Below are 17,041 nucleotides of genomic sequence, written 5' to 3'. Positions count from 1 at the left end.
GAGGACTAATTACTATTTACATATATGCCTCAATTGGAGCACAACTACAGTTTAAATTTCTGTCGCCATACGCTTCATCTACACGACGAACTGTTGGCCAGAATTTATTTTCTGCAATATAATCCAATGGGAATGCTGCTTGTTCACGAGTGTATGGGTAAATCCAATTGTCCGTCGTAACCATTGCTAATGTATGAGGTGCATTTTTCAAGACATTATTAGAATCTTCTGCTGTTGCTGTTTCAATTTCTTTTCTGATAGAAATCATCGCATCACAAAAACGGTCTAATTCTTCCAAGTTTTCACTTTCTGTTGGCTCAATCATCAAGGTTCCAGCTACTGGAAATGATACTGTTGGCGCGTGAAATCCGTAATCCATCAATCGTTTTGCGATATCAGTTACTTCAATTCCTTTTTCTTTAAATGGACGGCATTCCAAAATCATTTCGTGTGCCGCACGACCCATTTCTCCAGAATATAACGTGTCGTAATGACCATTTAATTTTTCTTTGATATAATTGGCATTTAAAATGGCATGCTCAGTAGAACTTTTCAAACCTTCTGCGCCAAGCATACAGATATATCCATATGATATCAAGCAAACCAAAGCCGAACCCCAAGGTGCAGCAGAAATTGCTGTAATGGCATTTTCGCCACCAGTTGGAATTACAGGATTAGTTGGTAAAAACGGAACTAATTGTGGTGCTACACATATTGGACCAACTCCTGGACCACCACCACCATGAGGAATTGCAAATGTTTTATGTAAATTTAAGTGACAAACGTCAGCGCCAATTGTTGCTGGATTTGTTAATCCAACTTGCGCGTTCATGTTGGCACCGTCCATATAAACCTGTCCGCCATTGTCGTGGATAAGTTGTGTAATTTCTCTAATTGCGCTTTCAAAAACTCCGTGTGTTGAAGGATAAGTTATCATTAAACACGATAAATTATCTTTGTGTAAAATTGCTTTTTCACGTAAATCATCAACATCGATGTTTCCGTTTTCTAATGTTTTGGTAACTACAACTTGCATTCCGGCCATTGCAGCTGAAGCCGGATTTGTTCCGTGAGCCGATGATGGAATCAAAGCAATATTTCTATGGTGATCGCCACGGGATTGGTGATAAGCACGAATAACCATCAATCCTGCATATTCTCCTTGCGCACCAGAATTTGGCTGTAAAGTTGTTCCTGCAAAACCTGTAATTACGTTCAATTGTTGCTCTAATTTAGTCAACATTTCTTGATAACCTTGCGCTTGATCTAATGGTGCAAATGGGTGAATGTTGTTCCATTGTGCCATACTCAAAGGCAACATTTCTGAAGCAGCATTCAATTTCATGGTGCAAGATCCAAGAGAAATCATCGAGTGATTCAAAGCTAAATCTTTACGCTCCAACATTTTGATGTAACGCATCAAAGCAGTTTCCGAGTGGTATTTGTTGAAAACATCATGTTGTAAGAAAGTTGTAGTTCTTTCTAAATTTGACGACAGTAATTCTGTTTTTAATAAAGTAGTAAATTCAGTTGCTTGTTTTCCAGTCGCTTCTGCAAATATGGAAACGATTTTATTCAAATCAGCAATACTTGTAGTTTCGTTTAACGAAATTGAAACTGTATTTTCATCGATGTAATAGAAATTAACTTCGTTTAATTCAGCGATTTCACGAACTTTCTTAGCATCGGTTTTGATTACAATAGTATCAAAATAAGCTGTATTTATTTGGTATAAACCTAATTTTTCCAATTCGTTTGCCAAAGTTATAGCCGAAGCATGAACTTTATCAGCAATATATTTTAAACCTTTTGGACCGTGATATACAGCATACATTCCGGCCATAACAGATAACAAAACCTGCGCTGTACAAATATTTGAAGTAGCTTTATCACGTTTAATGTGTTGCTCACGAGTTTGCAATGCCATACGAAGTGCACGGTTTCCATTCGTATCGATCGTTACACCGATAATTCTTCCCGGCATTGAACGTTTGTATTCTTCTTTTGTTGCAAAATAAGCAGCATGCGGACCGCCATATCCTAATGGAATTCCGAAACGTTGTGTTGTTCCAAAAACCACATCAGCACCCATTTCTCCAGGAGAAGTCAATTTTACCAACGATAGAATATCGGCTCCAACGGCAACTTTAATTTCGTTAGTTTTTGCTTTAGCGATAAATCCGGCGTAGTCATGAACTTGACCAAATTTTCCTGGATATTGCAATACAGCTCCAAAAAATTCAGAAGAAAAATTGAATTCTTCGTGATTTCCTATTACTAATTCCACACCTATTGGAGTAGAACGTGTTTGCAAAACCGATAATGTTTGAGGTAAAATTTCTTCAGAAACGAAGAATTTATTTACATTGTTTTTCTTTTGATCTCTAGAACGAACGTCAAAAAGTAACGCCATTGCTTCGGCAGCAGCCGTTCCTTCATCAAGAAGTGAAGCATTTGCAATTTGCATTCCAGATAATTCGATTACCATGGTTTGGAAATTCAAAATGGCTTCCAAACGACCTTGAGCAATTTCTGCCTGATAAGGTGTGTAAGCGGTATACCAACCTGGATTTTCAAAAACATTTCTTTGAATCACCGCAGGAATTATCGCCTGATTGTATCCCAAACCGATGTACGACTGGAACATTTTATTTTTATCGCCTAATTTTTTAATATGGTTTGCAAATTCATATTCTGTCATTGCAGGTTCCAAATCCAAATCTGCTTGTAAACGGATATCGTCTGGTAAAGTTTCATAAACTAATTGTTCAAAATTTTCAACTCCAATAGTTTTGAACATATGTTGTAGGTCGTTTTCACTTGGACCTATGTGGCGTAATGCAAATGCGTCTGTTTTCATTAAAATAAAAATAAAAAGGTGTTTAGTTGTGTTAGTTTCAGTATGTAAACTGAAAATGTTTTGCGAGAACAAAAGTAATTATTAAACTTCTAATTTTTAGTTAAACAAGGTGTAATATTTTGAGAAATTGTTAACTAAAAACACGTCTTATTAACAGATTAACTAATTTTGTAACATGCAAGTGCTAAAGAAAATTTTCGATTTTTACATAAATTGTAGTATTCACGTGGCTTTCTCGTGTTTTGCGTTAGTAAAATTGACGCAGTTTATGTTTAAGATTTCTACCGATAATTCGGTTTCTTGTTTTGCTTTTTTCGGGACAATTGTTGGGTATAATTTTGTAAAATACGATGCTTTGGCTCGAGTTAAAAAAAGTAAGATGCGAAACGAATTAAAGTTGATTGCAATTGTAAGTTTTGTGTCATTTTTTGCAACTTCTTATTATTTTTTTCAGTTGCAGAAATCCACCCAATTCATTGGATTTATTTTCTTAATCTTGACCTTATTATATACGTTGCCTTTTTTTCCAAATAGAAAAAATGCACGAAATTGGGCTGGAATTAAAATTTATATTGTGGCTTTGTGTTGGGTTGGCGTGACCGTTGTTTTGCCAATTATTGATGCTGAAATTGCCCTAACTTCTGATCTTTTTTTCAAGTGTTTACAGCGATTTCTATTGATTTTTGTTCTGATTTTGATTTTTGAAATTATTGATTTAAAAACCGATGATCTACATTTACAAACTGTTCCGCAGCAAATAGGAGTAAGGCAAACCAAGGTTTTGGGCTATGTTTTGTTGTTTGTGTTTTGCTTCTTAGAGATATTCAATGTCAATTATAATCAAAATAGCAATTTTCAAATTTTTCCATTGAAATTGATTTTTGCAAGTGTCATTGCCATTATTGTTGCAGTTTTTTTATTTTTTTCAAACGAAAGAAAATCCAAGTATTATACTTCTTTTTGGGTGGAAAGTATTCCTGTTTTTTGGTGGTTATTAGTTTTGGTTTTCAGTTGCAACGTCATTGGATTTGTAAATTAAAATTGAAAGATAAATTGCTAAAAATAGTGGTAAAGCCCAAAATTTAAATGAAAAGACGTCGTCAAGTTTAAAGTTATTAAAAGCGAAAAATACCAACAAGAACGAAATGGATAACAAAAAATAAAATCCAATTAGTACATTTTCTCTTTTTTTTATCCAAAGCGCAATGGCAAGAATAGTCTGGATTACACCAGTTAAAACCATTGAAAACATTGCATAAAGCTGCATTTCACTATCAACTAAAATCAATAGAATCAATACTATTGGAATTCCAATTGCAAAGGTATTTATGAACTTAATGATTTTCATATTCTGCTAAATTTTTTATGTACTGATTTCTTTTCTTTATAAAAGTAATCAAATGTTTCTTCAAAATCAATTTGTCAAATAGTTTTCCAAAAACTCCAAACGGCGTTTCATAATTGATGTTATCAATCATAACCGTTTTCCCATCTTTTTCCACAAATGAATGTTCGTGCTTAAACGATTTGAATTTTCCTTCTTCCATTTCATCTACAAAATAATCGTAAAAATCCATTACGGTCATTCGGCTTTTGTGCGTGAGATAAAATCCAAATTGTTTGCCACGCCAAGTAACCGTTTCATTGTAATTTATCAAGCCCGATGTTACTCCGTCAATTGCTTTTTCATGGGTTTGACTTGCAGCGTTTTGATGAATATCAATGTTTCTTGATAAATCAAAAACTACTTTTTTTGGTGCGTTTATTTTTGTGAGTAGGTTTATTGTTGTCATTAGTTAGGTACTTAATCCTGACAGAGTTTAAAACTCTGTCAGGTTTGTTAGTTAAGAGTTAATAATTATTTTTTCTGCCGGAATTCCTCTTTCACTAGCTTTGCGTTTTCCTCTAAAAAAGAAATAAAGATTTAAGAAAAGCATGATTCCCAAATAGATTGAGAATCCTCCGATCTTATAACTCAATTTTTCGATTAACAATTGATAACTATTATTGTAAAGATTCATTTGTAAAATCATTAAAGCAAATCCTAAATTGAGTAAATAAAATCCGGTTTCAAAAAGTTTGTTGGTTGCAATTGCAATTTCTTCTCTGCCTTTAAAAATGTCCATCATATATACTTTACTGTTTTTAAAAAGAGTTTTAGAAACGTAATAGGTAAGGAACAAAGCGATTGGTAAATAAATTGCATAACCGATTAAAATTTTTGTAGTTTCCATGTTAAAAGTATTTAAATTAATTTTTGAATGTATTTAGTAATTATAAAAATGTTGAAATAATGCATTAGTGCAATTGTACAAATTATGATGGCTGATTTTACCGAAATGACTTCAACTAACTGTGTGATTGTAACAATTTTGCTCCAAGCAATTAAGGTCATGCAGCAATAGCCGATGTTTAAAAGATAATACCCAATTAGTAATATTTGATTGGTTTTTTGACACAAATCTAGTTGATTTGGAATGAGTTGTGCGACGTAAATATTTCCGTTTTGAAAACAAATTTTGCCAACTTTGATAATAATAATTGAGGTTATTAACAAGTAAATTATATAACCAAGGATGTTGAGGTTCATTTTGTTTTAGTAAGATTTTTAAATGCTTTTTCCAACGTTTCATATTCAAATGTAAATCCGTTTTCTTGTAACTTTTTCGGAATTACATTTCGACTTTTCAATACTAATTCGGTTTCAGTTCGGATGAAAAAGGAGCCAATTTCGAGTAAAAATTTACTTGTAGAAAGTCCAAACGGAATTCCGATTGCTGCTCTAAGTGTTTTCATGAAATCATCATTTGAAACAGGTTTTGGAGCAACAATATTTACAATGTCTGTCAGTTGTTTTTCTATTATAAATTCAATTGCGCGTGCAAAATCTTTTTCGTGAATCCAACTTATAAATTGATTGCCTTTTCCTTGTTTTCCGCCAAGTCCCAATTTTGCAAGCATTTTTATTGGAACAAAAGCGCCGCCATTTTTTCCTAAAACTATTGAAGTTCGTAATGCAGTTTTCAATGTTTGCTGAGTTTCAGTTTCAAAGAAGGCTTTCTCCCAACTTTTTGCAATATTCATTGAGAAATCATCGCCAATTTCGCCATTAATTTCATCCATTTGTTTGTCTAATGAAAATCTATAAATTGTAGATGTTGATGAATTCAGCCAGTGTTTTGGTGGATTTTTGCAATTTAAAACTGCCTCATTTAAAATTTTTGTACTGTCAATTCTAGAATCGTAAATCTCTTTTTTATTGCTTTCGGTATATCTACAATCAACAGATTTTCCTGCAAGATTTATCAAAACTGAAGCGTTTTCTAATTCATTCTCCCAACCAGAAAGCGTTTTGGCATCCCAATTCACATATTTTATGGAATCACTAATTTTAGATTTTCCTCGCGTCAGAATTATAATTTGATCAAATTTATCTTTAAAATGTGCTACTAAAACCTGACCTAAAAATCCTGTTCCTGCTGCAATTATTAGCTTTTTCATTAGTTTAAATTTAAGATGATTGTCAAGGCGATTATTCGATAAATTACCCAAGTTATTGATAAGTAAAAAGGTAATTCCAATACTTTAATTCTTCGTGAATGTTCTAGTAACATTAGTAAAACGGTTATTCCAAACCATCCTAAAGTGACTAGTTGTGGGACATTAAAAACCAAATTTAAAATCAATATCGGAAGTAATAATAATGAACCCATCAGCGAAACCGTCATTAAGTTTCCGATATAATTTAAAATTATTTTTTTGTCAAATTGTAGTAGAAATAGTCCTTGAAAACCGACCTGACCTAAAGCAAGAATTAGTTCTCTAAGAATAGTTGATTTTGGTAAAATGCTTATTGAATCTGAAAATTTATATAAGACCACTGTTGTTATAATTGCTGCAAATAAAATGTACAGTATTCGATATTTATAATTAAAATCAGGAACACATTGCAACTTGATTTCTTTTTTAATTTTACTCGGAATGATTACTTTTCTATTGTAAGAAATGAAAGAATATAATTTTTTGAGTAAGAATTTTATAGGTTTTAAATTTCCGATTTTCTCCATCCATGGAAATGAAAACCCGATAACTTTTAACAAACTGTCAATTCCATAAATTACGGTTTTGTTTTCGTTGTCTACTAATGCAATTTCGTTTGAGGCACGTTTGACATCAATAAAATTTTGCTCTTCAACAGATAGTTGGCAATAAGGTTTCTTGCCATTTTCGTCTAACATTCCAGCTTTTATAAAACCAGAAGTATACACGCGACAAAGCGGACAATCTTCGTCATATAATAAGGTTTGATTTTCTAGCGTTTTCATATTCTTTTGTGATATGATTCATAATTATTTTAAAATAGATAGCAATTGCCATTGGAAAGAATACCATCAATGGTAGTTCAATAAAATCATTACTTGACTGATAATGATAGTGTTCCAAATAGAATAAAAACAATTCTGTGAGAGCTAAAATCCAATATATCGTAAGATGTTTTTTCGCATAATCTGATTTTCGAAACATCATACAGGTTATTATAATTGCAGAAGTTACTTGAATAATTCCAAGTGGAATTTGTGCTAACATACCAAGATATACGGTGATGAATAGTATCAATGTGGTATAAAAAGCGATATTGTTTATTTTTCTTAAAGTTTTCATCGGATTGTTTTTTTACCTTCGATAGTGATTTTTGAACCCAATGCTAAAAAGATCGAAATTGGTTTTACTTCTTGAAGAAACTTAAAATCTTTACCGTAAATGTTTTCAAAATCAACGTCACCTTTATAGTCTAGCACTTCCAATTGTTCCCATCTTGGATGCGTTACCTCATATTCAATTGATTTTTCTTTGTTATAATTGGTATAGCCAAAATAATGTTCGGTGATGAATTCGGCTTCTGAATTTACTTCAATCGGAATTGGATTTTTATTGGTTTTCAGCAAAATGGAATTCCATTTGTTGTCTTTTTTCCATTCGTATTGAAATATTTTTGAGTTTTCATTTTCTGTTCTTGAATGGCGCATTTTCAAAGTTTGATAATGTTCGTTGTATAACGTATTCGCAACAATTGTAATGGCGTGTTTTGGAACAATTTCTTTCACAAACACAACGCCGCGTTTCCAAACTCCATTTTCCAATCTTTTCACATAAAACCGTAAATTGACTTCTTCAAAATTGACATGAAACGGAATTTTAATTCCTAAAACTTTCACGTTTTCAAACATAAATCCTATTAAACTGATGTAACATTTGCCGTTCCATAAATCGATTTCTGTTCCTTTAGGGATATAATTATCTAAAATTTTTGGATTGATTTCGTAGTTTATTAAGGCTAAGTCATTCCATTCTGCGGTTAAAAAGCTCATGTTATTGTTTTTTGTAAATTATTATAGAAAGATAAATTGCTAAAATTGGAGGCATGAGCAGTAGAATATATTTTAGCGAATCACTAAAGTCTATTTTTGAAACTATAAACAATGTAAAAAAGAATAGAATAACTCCTGCCAAATAAATTTTAATGTTTTTGTCATTTGGTTCGTCTTGTATCATTTTAATACTAATTACAACTTGAAATATTCCAGTTAGTATAGTTGAAATTAGGCCCAAATAGTAATAGTTTTCATTGATTAAACCAAATAAACATAGTATAATAGGTATTCCAACAAAGAATAAATTTAGTTTAAATAAGTTTTTCATAATTATTATATATTTTAAACTTTCAGAAAAAAATGAAAGTTTTAGTTAAATTTTTTTACTTATTAATTCGTTCTTCGTTATTGTTTTTTAATGGTCTCATCGTATAGTTTTTGATAATGTTATTTTTAAGATGTTCAAAAACTATTTCATTATTTTCACAACCAATTTTGCCAACCAATTGTCTTTGAATTCGGTCATTTTGTCCAGCATATTATCCGCTTTTAAAACAAAATCATACAACTTTGTGGTTTGATCAACAAAATGTTTTTCTTCTGCAGTATTGTCTGAGGTTATGGATGAAACTTCTTTTAAAACTTTCAATGCAGGTTTGATTTCGCGTTTGCTTCGTTCTCTAGAAATTTTCACTGCTAATTCATCCAAATCTTTTTCGGCCGTAAAAAATTCGCGTCGTTCGCCGGCTTTGTATTCTTTGTAAACAATTCCCCAATCCATCAAAGCCCGTAAATTCATCGAAGCATTTCCTCTTGAAATTTGTAATTCTTCCATAATGTCTTCCATTGAAACGGCTTCGTGAGAAACCATCAATAGTGCATGAATTTGCGCCATAGTCTTGTTGATTCCCCATTGACTTCCCAATGCACCCCAAGTTTGAACGAATTTATTTTTTGCTTCTTTGAATTCCATGAAACAAAGATAAACAATGTTTTTGAACTTTCAATAAAAAATGAAAGTTTATTTTATTCTGTCTTGTAATTTATTTAAAATACTAATTTTGGTGAATATAATCACTGAATTATATATAATATTGGTGAATACAATCACTGAATTATATATAATATTGGTGAATAGAAATAAATTAGTACATTTGTAAAAAAAAATATAACGATGATAATTAGAGATTTAGCGTCAAATGTAGTGGCAAAACTTCACAAAGGTAAAGTTATTGTGCTTATTGGTCCAAGGCAAGTTGGAAAAACTACCTTGATAAATTCTATTTTGAACAAAAGTGAGTATTTGTTTTTGGATGGTGATGATAATACTGTAGTAGAAACGTTGTCGAATGCCAATACTGAAAACCTTAAAAGTATCATTGGAAATTATAAATACGTTTTTATTGACGAAGTGCAACGCATTCCAAATATTGGTTTGAAGTTGAAAATTATGGTCGATCAAATAAAAGATGTTCAAGTTATAGTTTCGGGTTCATCGGCTTTTGATATTAATAATGAAACGCAAGAACCATTGACAGGTAGGAAATTTGAGTTTCAAATGTTTCCGATTTCGTGGAATGAATTTGAGCAAAATGTGGGTTATATGAAAGCCCAACAGCAACTTGAATTGCGATTGCTTTACGGAATGTATCCTGATGTAATTAATAACTTCGGAAACGAGTATGAAATCCTTAAAAACTTAGTTTCGAGTTATTTGTACAAAGATATTTTGGCTTTGGCAGGAATTAGAAAATCCAATGTTTTAGAAAAAATTCTACAAGCTTTGGCATTGCAAGTTGGAAGTGAAGTGAGTTATAATGAAATTGCTCAACTAGTTGGCGTTGATAAAAATACGGTAAATTATTATATTGATTTGTTAGAAAAAAGTTTTGTAGTTTTTAGATTAAATAGCTTTTCTAAAAACATTCGCAATGAAATTAAAGCCAACAAAAAAATCTATTTTTATGACAATGGCGTTAGAAATATGGTCATTGGTAATTTCAATACGCTGAATTTGCGGCAAGATAAAGGTGCGTTGTGGGAAAATTTTTTGGTTTCAGAACGAATGAAAATGCGGTCTTATTCTCAAAGTGTTGCAAAACCTTATTTTTGGAGAACTACAACCCAGCAAGAAATCGATTATGTAGAAACCAATGCCGATGCTGTAAGTGCATTTGAATTTAAATGGACAAACTCTAAAAAAGCTAAATTGCCAAAGTCGTTCCAAGATGCTTACAATCCTATTTTTTTAGTTTTGGATAAGGATAATTTTAGGGAATTTTTGAAGTAAAATCATTTTAAAACCATTAATAAATTACGGTCGTTAAGTTTATTTTAGCATTCCTTTATTTCTTTGCAGTGTTACTATTATCGTTTATAGTTTTTTCCATGAAGAGTTTTGTGAAAATTCTCGAAATTCATAAAATACTTATCAAAATCAATGTCTTCATCACAATTTGATTCAATAATACCATACTTATCAATCATGCTACATTCAAAACATAGTTTTAAAACACCGACGATTTTATTGTCTTTTTTTAAAATCAAAATATCTCTATACGATGGGATACAAGCCGTTAAATGGCTTTCGTAATATATTTCATTTGATATAAATTCATCTATATTTCGAACTTTTTCTTTAGGAATTATATTTTTTACATAGTCATATGAAATAAGCTCCTTCTCGAAAGTTCGAAAATTTATTTTATGCGCATAAACGCTAGTATAAATTTCATTGAATCTTTTTATAGAATCATTTTTATTAGCAATTTCATCGTCAATTGCATAATGAACAATTTCATCGAAATTATTAATCTTTAGCTCTTTTTGACAACTAAAAAGGAGTAAAGTAATGATAAAAGAAAAAAAGAATTTTCTCATATTTTTTTTATTTCTATAAAAGCCCAGCACGTTTCAACAAAGCATCAGCCTTCGGTTCTTGACCTCTAAATCGTTTGTACAATTCCATTGGCAATTCCGTTCCGCCTTTGGAAAGCACGTTGTCCTTGAATTTTTTCGCCACTTCTTTATTGAAAATTCCTTTTTCTTGAAAATAGGCAAACGCATCAGCATCCAAAACTTCTGCCCATTTATAACTGTAATATCCAGAAGAATATCCGCCAGCAAAAATGTGCGAAAACGAAACGCTCATACAGTTTTCTTCAACGTCTGGATATAAAGTTGTGCCTTCAAATGCTGTTTTTTCGAATGCTTTGATGTTAGTAATTTCGGTTGGATTGTTGCTGTGAAAAGCCATGTCCAATAATCCAAAACTCAATTGACGCAACGTTGCCATTCCTTCTTGAAAACTTGCGCTCTCCTTGATTTTATTGACATATTCTTGCGGAATAATTTCTCCGGTTTCGTAATGTTTTGCAAACAATGCCAACGCTTCTGGTTCGTAACACCAGTTTTCCATAACTTGACTTGGCAATTCTACAAAATCCCAATATACTGAGGTTCCAGATAAACTTGGATACACAGTGTTGGCCAACATTCCGTGTAATCCGTGTCCGAATTCGTGGAACAAAGTCGTAACTTCATTAAATGTTAGAAGCGACGGTTTTGTTTCGGTTGGTTTTGTGAAATTACAAACGTTAGAAATATGTGGTCGTTCATTTTTTCCATCCTTAATATATTGCGATTTAAAACTCGTCATCCAAGCGCCATTTCGTTTTCCTTTTCTTGGGAAGAAATCGGCGTAGATAATCGAAACCAGTTCTCCGAATTCGTCTTTTACTTCGTAGGTTGTAACTTCTTCGTGGTATTTATCGATGTCAAAAACTTCGGTAAACGTTAATCCATATAATTTTCCAGCAATTGTAAATGCGCCATTTAGAACATTTTCCAACTGAAAATAGGGCTTTAATTTCTCATCATCCAAATTGAATAATTTCTGTTTCAATTTTTCTGAATAATACGAACCGTCCCATTTTTCAAGGTGATCAATTCCGTCTAATTCTTTGGCAAAGGCAGCTAGTTCAGCAAATTCTCTTTCTGCTGCAGGTTTTGCTTTGACCAATAAATCATTTAAAAATGATTTTACTTTGTCTGGATTTTGTGCCATTCGTTCTTCTAAAACAAAATGCGAATGGGTTTCATATCCTAATAAATTGGCACGTTCAAAACGTAATTTCGCAATCTTTAAAGTGATTTCTTGATTGTCGAATTCGTTATTTTGGAATGCTTTTTTTCCGGCTGCGATGGTAATTTCTCTTCGCAACTCACGATTTTCGGCATACGTTACAAATGGTAAATAACTTGGATGATCTAATGTAAAAATCCAACCGTCCTTATCTGTCATCCCAAGAGTTTGGGATCTCAATGCTTTTGCGGCTTCAATTGTTCCTTCTGGCAAACCTTTTAAATCAGCTTCGTTAGTAATATGCAATTGATAATTGTTGGTTTCTGCTAAAACATTCTCGCTGAAAGTCAGTTTTAGTTTTGCCAATTCGGTGTCAATTTCACGAAGTTTTGATTTTTTTTCTTCCGATAATAATGCGCCGTTTCTAGAAAAACTTTTGAATTTTTTATCCAATAAAGTTACTTGTTCTGTAGTAAGATTTAAAGTGTCTTTTTGTTCGTAAACCGCTTTTATTCTTTTGAATAAGTCTTCGTTTAAAGTTATGTCATTGCTAAATTCCGTCAATAATGGCGTTACTTCTTGAGCAATTTTCTGCATTTCTTCAGAAGTTTCTGCCGAATTCAAATTGAAGAAAATAGACGATAATCTGTCTAAAGCATTTCCTGAAAAGTCTAACGCTTCGATGGTATTTTCGAAAGTTGGAGTTTCGGGATTGTTGATTATGGTGTCGATTTCTGCTTTTGCAGCCGCTATATTTTCTATAAAAGCCGGTTTGTAATCTTCCATTTTGATTTGGGAGAATGGCGCAGTATCGTATTTTGTGTTGAATTTTTGAGTTAGGGACAAGTTGCTACTTGTCCGTACTGATGATTGAGAATCCTTCATGATTTTGTAAAATATATTTTATTTTTATTCAGATTTTGAGCCCAAATAGTAGTTGAAATCATTTCATTTTTTTTCGCAAAGTTTCGCGAAGAAATTCGCAAAGTTTCACAAAGGTTTTGTGTATCTCTGTGCTAATTCTTCGTGTTACTTTGTGTGATTTTTATTTTTTTAAATTTTCTGACGATTTATTTACTGCTTCTTTCAGACTTTCTTTATAGGAAATAATTTTATCCAAAACATTTTTATCTGAAGAACCTATGATTTGAGCTGCTAGAATTCCAGCATTTTTGGCTCCATTTAAAGCGACAGTTGCAACCGGAACGCCACCAGGCATTTGCAGAATCGATAAAACCGAATCCCAACCATCAATGGAATTACTTGATTTTACTGGAACGCCAATGATTGGCAATGGCGACATGGAAGCGACCATTCCAGGTAAATGCGCTGCGCCACCAGCACCAGCAATAATAACTGAAATGCCACGATTGTGCGCGTTTTTACTGAAATCAAATAATTTTTCTGGCGTTCTGTGAGCCGAAACAATATCGACTTCGGTTTCAATTTCAAATGATTTTAGGATGTCGATGGCTTCTTGCATTACGGGCATATCGGAAATGCTTCCCATTATTATGGCTACTTTGCTCATTTTTTTATTTATTGAGGTTGTGGAATCATATTCCAAATATCAATTCCAAATTCTTTTTCTAAACTTCTGATGAATTTTAGTTCTGTTATATTCTTTTGAGTTACTTTTTGAAAATAAACTGTTGGACTTTCATAATGCTTTATCAATTCATGACAAAGTTCAATATATCTTTTTCTTTCAGTTGATAAATCATAATCATCTAATTTTAATAATTTGACTAAATGTTTTGCATCAACATCGTTTTCATCTGTTGCTTCAAAAAGTTTCAACTCATTATTGTATGATATTCTAACGTTAAAATCATCATTTAGAGGAGATAAAACAGGTTGAAATTCTTTCCATTTATTTGATTTCTCCTTATTCCATTGCGATTTGCAAAGAAAGAGATTTAAATAATTATTACGCTCATTATAATCTTGAGAAGGATTAAAATGATCAATATCTTTTTGGTCTGTTCTTCCTAAATATGTTTCTGTATAAGAACAAAATCCTTTTTGCTCATTGAATAAAATTTGGCGTAGAATTGAGTTGTCTCCATCCTTAATATATTCTGTATTTCTTGCTAACGAGTCGATGTGCTTGGTTTGCTTTCTCATTAAAATTTATAGGCATTTGCTAATTCTAGAATTTCTTCTAGCAATTTATCTTTTTTATTTTCGTTCTTTTCAGAACCCAAAAGTTTTTTTAATTTTCTAAATCTCTCAAAAGCCTCAACGCCTTTTTCATTCATTAAAGATTCTAAATTAAAATCATTTTTAAGCATATCATTTGGATCATCACCAATTGGAGAAATTCCTCTTCTAACTGCAACTTTTCCTTCTTCATCAAAATACAAAATAAAACGCTCTTCAGGTTCAAATGAAGCAGCAATAAATGGAGAATGTGTGGCAACAATAAATTGAGCTTCTGGAGCCAAATTTTTATAATATTCCATCAAATCCATTTGCATATCTGGATATAGGGAACGCTCGGGTTCATCTATTAGGATAATCGATTCTTTTGTATCTAATTTGTATAATGGTAAAAATGATAATAATAATCCTTTAGTTCCAGTACTTGTGTTTTGAATAGGTATTATTTCATCATTTCTTTTGTTTTTTATCGGTATTGAATATTCGGTGTTAAAAACATCGACTTCCAAATTTAATTTCTCTAAAATTGGATTGAATTTTTCAGCAAATAGTTCTAATGTATTTGGATTGTCTTTTTGCCATTTTTCAAATTCAGAAGTTAGCTTTTTTTGATTGCCTAATAAACCTTTATGAATTAAATCCGACATTTTTTGATTGAACTTTTTTCTGTAATGTAATATTTCCATCAATAAAATTAACCACAAGTCTGGCTCTACAAGTTCATTAAATATAATTGCAACTTCTTTAGAATAGATATTGTTAATATTGTACCTACTATCCAAACCTGGATGTTTTGAAAAAATATCTATAGGATTTTTAGTAAAAATTTCAATATTTTTTTCTGAAATTAAATTTGCTTTAAAATAAAATAAAAATTTTTTTTCTTCTGTTTTTAGAAAATTATCGAAATTTCCAGTTTCTACATACGAGTATAAATATTCATGAACATTATCTTGATAGACAAGTGTCTCATTAGTTATCTTTATTACATATTTTTTTGCGTCAAAACTAACACTTCCATTTAGTAAGTTTTTGTCTTTGTATGAAAAGAATTCTCCGGTAACTATGAGATTATTTAAGTTTGAATGATATTGCTCAATCAATTCCAATAAACTAGTTTTCCCGGTTGCACTTTGTCCAATAAAACATATTTTATCTAAAGGTTTACCTCGTTTTTCTTTAATATGAAAATCATCAGGATAGGTAAAATCAAAATCTAGATTTTCTAAATGTCTGAATTGTTCTATGTGTAATTTTGAAATTTTCATTTATTGATTTTTTACAAATTTAATTAAAAAAATGTTTATTTTTTACGCCGTAAAATGCGACTGATTACTGAACACTAATCACTCTAATACTATTCTTAACTTCTTCAGCGATTTTTCTAGCGATTTCCATGTCTTCATTTACGATGGTAACATGACCCATTTTTCGGAAAGGTCTTGTTTCTTTTTTACCGTAAATGTGTGGAGTTACTCCGCCAATTGCCATTATTTTTTCGATGTTTTGGTAAACTACTTGTCCCGAAAAACCTTCTTCGCCAACCAAATTTACCATAATTCCGGCAACTTTACTGTCACAATTTCCTAACGGAAGATTTAAAATGGCGCGTAAATGGTTTTCAAATTGCGATGTGTAACTTGCTTCAATCGTGTGATGTCCTGAATTGTGTGGCCTTGGCGCAACTTCATTTACTAATATTTCATCTGAATTTGTTTGAAACATTTCTACAGCCAACAAACCAACGTGATTGAATTTTTCAGAAACTTTTAAAGCTACTTCTTGTGCTTTTTGTGCCACTTTATTATCAATTCGTGCGGGACAAATTACATATTCTACCTGATTGGCTTCGGGATGAAATTCCATTTCTACAACAGGATAGGTTTTTATTTCGCCCGAAACATTTCTGACGACAATAACGGCAAGTTCGTTTTTAAACGGAATAATTTCTTCAGCAATACATTCTACATCTGGAAGATTTTCGATATCTGTTGCTGAACGAACGATTTTCACACCATTTCCATCATATCCAAATTCAGTACATTTCCATACAAATGGAAGCGGAAGTTTGGTTTCTATAAACGCTACAAGTAATTCTTTTTTGCTGGCAAATTTTTTGAAATTCGCAGTTGGAATTCCGTTTGCCTCGTAAAATTCTTTCTGAATTCCTTTATTCTGAATTAATTTTAATGTTTTTGGCGATGGAAAAACTTTTACACCTTCGCTTTCTAATTTTTCCAGCGCATCAAGATTTACCAATTCGATTTCGAAAGTTAAAACGTCTACTTGTTTTCCAAAGTTGTAAACGGTTTCAAAATCCATTAAACTTCCTTGAAAAAATTTATTGCAGGCAATTTTGCATGGTGCTTCATCACTTGGATCAAGAACATAGGTTTGAATGTCGAATTTTCTAGTTTCGGAAAGGAGCATTTTGCCCAACTGTCCGCCGCCGAGAATTCCTAATTTAAAATTGGATGAGAAATAATTCATTTGTCGTAGTTATTTTTTTAATTGTCAAATGCAGTCACTTCGCTCGTGTCATTGTATTGTTGTAGTTGACTG

19 protein-coding genes are annotated in these 17,041 nt (G+C 31.9%); 2 read left to right on the top strand and 17 right to left on the bottom strand.

Annotated features, from left to right (window positions below; translation table 11 throughout):
• Positions 1 to 16: 16 nt before the first annotated feature.
• A complete protein-coding gene (gene gcvP, locus ACZ098_RS04185) occupies positions 17 to 2,860 on the bottom strand; it encodes an aminomethyl-transferring glycine dehydrogenase (protein ID WP_487310472.1) in 2,844 nt (947 codons plus the stop codon).
• Positions 2,861 to 3,128: 268 nt separating this feature from the next.
• On the opposite strand from gcvP, the gene ACZ098_RS04180 reads away from it, so the two are divergent.
• Positions 3,129 to 3,899, top strand: a complete 771-nt coding sequence (locus ACZ098_RS04180) for a UbiA prenyltransferase family protein (RefSeq protein ID WP_487310471.1) — start codon at positions 3,129 to 3,131, stop codon at positions 3,897 to 3,899.
• Here ACZ098_RS04180 and ACZ098_RS04175 read toward each other — a convergent pair.
• From ACZ098_RS04175 to ACZ098_RS04130, 10 genes are all read right to left on the bottom strand, one after another.
• On the bottom strand, positions 3,855 to 4,208 hold the full coding sequence (locus ACZ098_RS04175) for a hypothetical protein (protein WP_487310470.1): 354 nt from the start codon (positions 4,206 to 4,208) through the stop codon (positions 3,855 to 3,857). The two genes, ACZ098_RS04180 and ACZ098_RS04175, sit on opposite strands and share 45 nt — an antisense overlap.
• Positions 4,195 to 4,653 (bottom strand): SRPBCC family protein, encoded by a 459-nt coding sequence (locus ACZ098_RS04170; RefSeq protein ID WP_487310469.1) that lies wholly within the window; start codon positions 4,651 to 4,653, stop codon positions 4,195 to 4,197. The genes ACZ098_RS04175 and ACZ098_RS04170 overlap by 14 nt, the downstream gene beginning before the upstream one ends.
• A gap of 51 nt (positions 4,654 to 4,704) precedes the next feature.
• On the bottom strand, positions 4,705 to 5,094 hold the full coding sequence (locus ACZ098_RS04165) for a hypothetical protein (protein WP_487310468.1): 390 nt from the start codon (positions 5,092 to 5,094) through the stop codon (positions 4,705 to 4,707).
• Between the two features lie 11 nt (positions 5,095 to 5,105).
• Complete coding sequence (locus ACZ098_RS04160; RefSeq protein ID WP_487310467.1) at positions 5,106 to 5,450, bottom strand: hypothetical protein; 345 nt, start codon at positions 5,448 to 5,450, stop codon at positions 5,106 to 5,108.
• Positions 5,447 to 6,361, bottom strand: a complete 915-nt coding sequence (locus ACZ098_RS04155; RefSeq protein ID WP_487310466.1) for a TIGR01777 family oxidoreductase — start codon at positions 6,359 to 6,361, stop codon at positions 5,447 to 5,449. Before ACZ098_RS04155 ends, ACZ098_RS04160 begins: the two co-directional genes overlap by 4 nt.
• Positions 6,361 to 7,185 (bottom strand): thiol-disulfide oxidoreductase DCC family protein, encoded by an 825-nt coding sequence (locus ACZ098_RS04150; protein ID WP_487310465.1) that lies wholly within the window; start codon positions 7,183 to 7,185, stop codon positions 6,361 to 6,363. The genes ACZ098_RS04155 and ACZ098_RS04150 overlap by 1 nt, the downstream gene beginning before the upstream one ends.
• On the bottom strand, positions 7,151 to 7,522 hold the full coding sequence (locus ACZ098_RS04145; protein ID WP_487310464.1) for a hypothetical protein: 372 nt from the start codon (positions 7,520 to 7,522) through the stop codon (positions 7,151 to 7,153). The genes ACZ098_RS04150 and ACZ098_RS04145 overlap by 35 nt, the downstream gene beginning before the upstream one ends.
• Positions 7,519 to 8,229 carry a YqjF family protein gene (locus ACZ098_RS04140; protein ID WP_487310463.1) on the bottom strand — a complete coding sequence of 237 codons (711 nt, stop codon included), beginning with the start codon at positions 8,227 to 8,229 and terminating at the stop codon, positions 7,519 to 7,521. The genes ACZ098_RS04145 and ACZ098_RS04140 overlap by 4 nt, the downstream gene beginning before the upstream one ends.
• A 1-nt stretch (position 8,230) precedes the next feature.
• The gene (locus tag ACZ098_RS04135; protein WP_487310462.1) at positions 8,231 to 8,560 is read right to left on the bottom strand and encodes a hypothetical protein; all 330 of its coding nucleotides are present in this window, start codon (positions 8,558 to 8,560) and stop codon (positions 8,231 to 8,233) included.
• Positions 8,561 to 8,701: 141 nt separating this feature from the next.
• Positions 8,702 to 9,205, bottom strand: coding sequence for a GbsR/MarR family transcriptional regulator (locus ACZ098_RS04130; RefSeq protein ID WP_487310461.1), 504 nt, complete (start codon positions 9,203 to 9,205; stop codon positions 8,702 to 8,704).
• A 201-nt stretch (positions 9,206 to 9,406) separates the two neighbouring features.
• Here ACZ098_RS04130 and ACZ098_RS04125 point away from each other — a divergent pair, with 201 nt between their 5' ends.
• Complete coding sequence (locus ACZ098_RS04125; protein WP_487310460.1) at positions 9,407 to 10,522, top strand: ATP-binding protein; 1,116 nt, start codon at positions 9,407 to 9,409, stop codon at positions 10,520 to 10,522.
• Positions 10,523 to 10,599: 77 nt separating this feature from the next.
• On the opposite strand, the gene ACZ098_RS04120 is transcribed toward ACZ098_RS04125, so the two are convergent.
• The 6 genes from ACZ098_RS04120 to ACZ098_RS04095 all read right to left on the bottom strand — a co-directional run bounded on the left by ACZ098_RS04120 (position 10,600) and on the right by ACZ098_RS04095 (position 16,969).
• Positions 10,600 to 11,112, bottom strand: a complete 513-nt coding sequence (locus ACZ098_RS04120; protein ID WP_487310459.1) for a hypothetical protein — start codon at positions 11,110 to 11,112, stop codon at positions 10,600 to 10,602.
• A 13-nt stretch (positions 11,113 to 11,125) separates the two neighbouring features.
• Positions 11,126 to 13,201, bottom strand: a complete 2,076-nt coding sequence (locus ACZ098_RS04115) for a M3 family metallopeptidase (RefSeq protein WP_487310458.1) — start codon at positions 13,199 to 13,201, stop codon at positions 11,126 to 11,128.
• Positions 13,202 to 13,361: 160 nt separating this feature from the next.
• Positions 13,362 to 13,847, bottom strand: coding sequence for a 5-(carboxyamino)imidazole ribonucleotide mutase (gene purE / locus ACZ098_RS04110; protein ID WP_487310457.1), 486 nt, complete (start codon positions 13,845 to 13,847; stop codon positions 13,362 to 13,364).
• 8 nt (positions 13,848 to 13,855) lie between these two features.
• A complete protein-coding gene (locus tag ACZ098_RS04105) occupies positions 13,856 to 14,443 on the bottom strand; it encodes a hypothetical protein (RefSeq protein WP_487310456.1) in 588 nt (195 codons plus the stop codon).
• Positions 14,443 to 15,747, bottom strand: coding sequence for an AAA family ATPase (locus ACZ098_RS04100; protein ID WP_487310455.1), 1,305 nt, complete (start codon positions 15,745 to 15,747; stop codon positions 14,443 to 14,445). The genes ACZ098_RS04105 and ACZ098_RS04100 overlap by 1 nt, the downstream gene beginning before the upstream one ends.
• Before the next feature lie 64 nt (positions 15,748 to 15,811).
• Positions 15,812 to 16,969, bottom strand: a complete 1,158-nt coding sequence (locus ACZ098_RS04095; RefSeq protein WP_487310454.1) for a 5-(carboxyamino)imidazole ribonucleotide synthase — start codon at positions 16,967 to 16,969, stop codon at positions 15,812 to 15,814.
• Between the last annotated feature and the right edge of the window lie 72 nt (positions 16,970 to 17,041).

This window comes from Flavobacterium sp. SP2 (genome assembly GCF_057626655.1).
This window is presented reverse-complemented; position numbering and strand designations above follow the sequence as displayed.

Excerpts from the sequence above, each read along its gene's own strand:
- gcvP (WP_487310472.1), bottom strand. The coding sequence starts at position 2,860 with ATGAAAACAGACGCATTTGCATTACGCCACATAGGTCCAAGTGAAAAC.
- ACZ098_RS04180 (WP_487310471.1), top strand. The coding sequence starts at position 3,129 with ATGTTTAAGATTTCTACCGATAATTCGGTTTCTTGTTTTGCTTTTTTC.
- ACZ098_RS04175 (WP_487310470.1), bottom strand. The coding sequence starts at position 4,208 with ATGAAAATCATTAAGTTCATAAATACCTTTGCAATTGGAATTCCAATA.
- ACZ098_RS04170 (WP_487310469.1), bottom strand. The coding sequence starts at position 4,653 with ATGACAACAATAAACCTACTCACAAAAATAAACGCACCAAAAAAAGTA.
- ACZ098_RS04165 (WP_487310468.1), bottom strand. The coding sequence starts at position 5,094 with ATGGAAACTACAAAAATTTTAATCGGTTATGCAATTTATTTACCAATC.
- ACZ098_RS04160 (WP_487310467.1), bottom strand. The coding sequence starts at position 5,450 with ATGAACCTCAACATCCTTGGTTATATAATTTACTTGTTAATAACCTCA.
- ACZ098_RS04155 (WP_487310466.1), bottom strand. The coding sequence starts at position 6,361 with ATGAAAAAGCTAATAATTGCAGCAGGAACAGGATTTTTAGGTCAGGTT.
- ACZ098_RS04150 (WP_487310465.1), bottom strand. The coding sequence starts at position 7,185 with ATGAAAACGCTAGAAAATCAAACCTTATTATATGACGAAGATTGTCCG.
- ACZ098_RS04145 (WP_487310464.1), bottom strand. The coding sequence starts at position 7,522 with ATGAAAACTTTAAGAAAAATAAACAATATCGCTTTTTATACCACATTG.
- ACZ098_RS04140 (WP_487310463.1), bottom strand. The coding sequence starts at position 8,229 with ATGAGCTTTTTAACCGCAGAATGGAATGACTTAGCCTTAATAAACTAC.
- ACZ098_RS04135 (WP_487310462.1), bottom strand. The coding sequence starts at position 8,560 with ATGAAAAACTTATTTAAACTAAATTTATTCTTTGTTGGAATACCTATT.
- ACZ098_RS04130 (WP_487310461.1), bottom strand. The coding sequence starts at position 9,205 with ATGGAATTCAAAGAAGCAAAAAATAAATTCGTTCAAACTTGGGGTGCA.
- ACZ098_RS04125 (WP_487310460.1), top strand. The coding sequence starts at position 9,407 with ATGATAATTAGAGATTTAGCGTCAAATGTAGTGGCAAAACTTCACAAA.
- ACZ098_RS04120 (WP_487310459.1), bottom strand. The coding sequence starts at position 11,112 with ATGAGAAAATTCTTTTTTTCTTTTATCATTACTTTACTCCTTTTTAGT.
- ACZ098_RS04115 (WP_487310458.1), bottom strand. The coding sequence starts at position 13,201 with ATGAAGGATTCTCAATCATCAGTACGGACAAGTAGCAACTTGTCCCTA.
- purE (WP_487310457.1), bottom strand. The coding sequence starts at position 13,847 with ATGAGCAAAGTAGCCATAATAATGGGAAGCATTTCCGATATGCCCGTA.
- ACZ098_RS04105 (WP_487310456.1), bottom strand. The coding sequence starts at position 14,443 with ATGAGAAAGCAAACCAAGCACATCGACTCGTTAGCAAGAAATACAGAA.
- ACZ098_RS04100 (WP_487310455.1), bottom strand. The coding sequence starts at position 15,747 with ATGAAAATTTCAAAATTACACATAGAACAATTCAGACATTTAGAAAAT.
- ACZ098_RS04095 (WP_487310454.1), bottom strand. The coding sequence starts at position 16,969 with ATGAATTATTTCTCATCCAATTTTAAATTAGGAATTCTCGGCGGCGGA.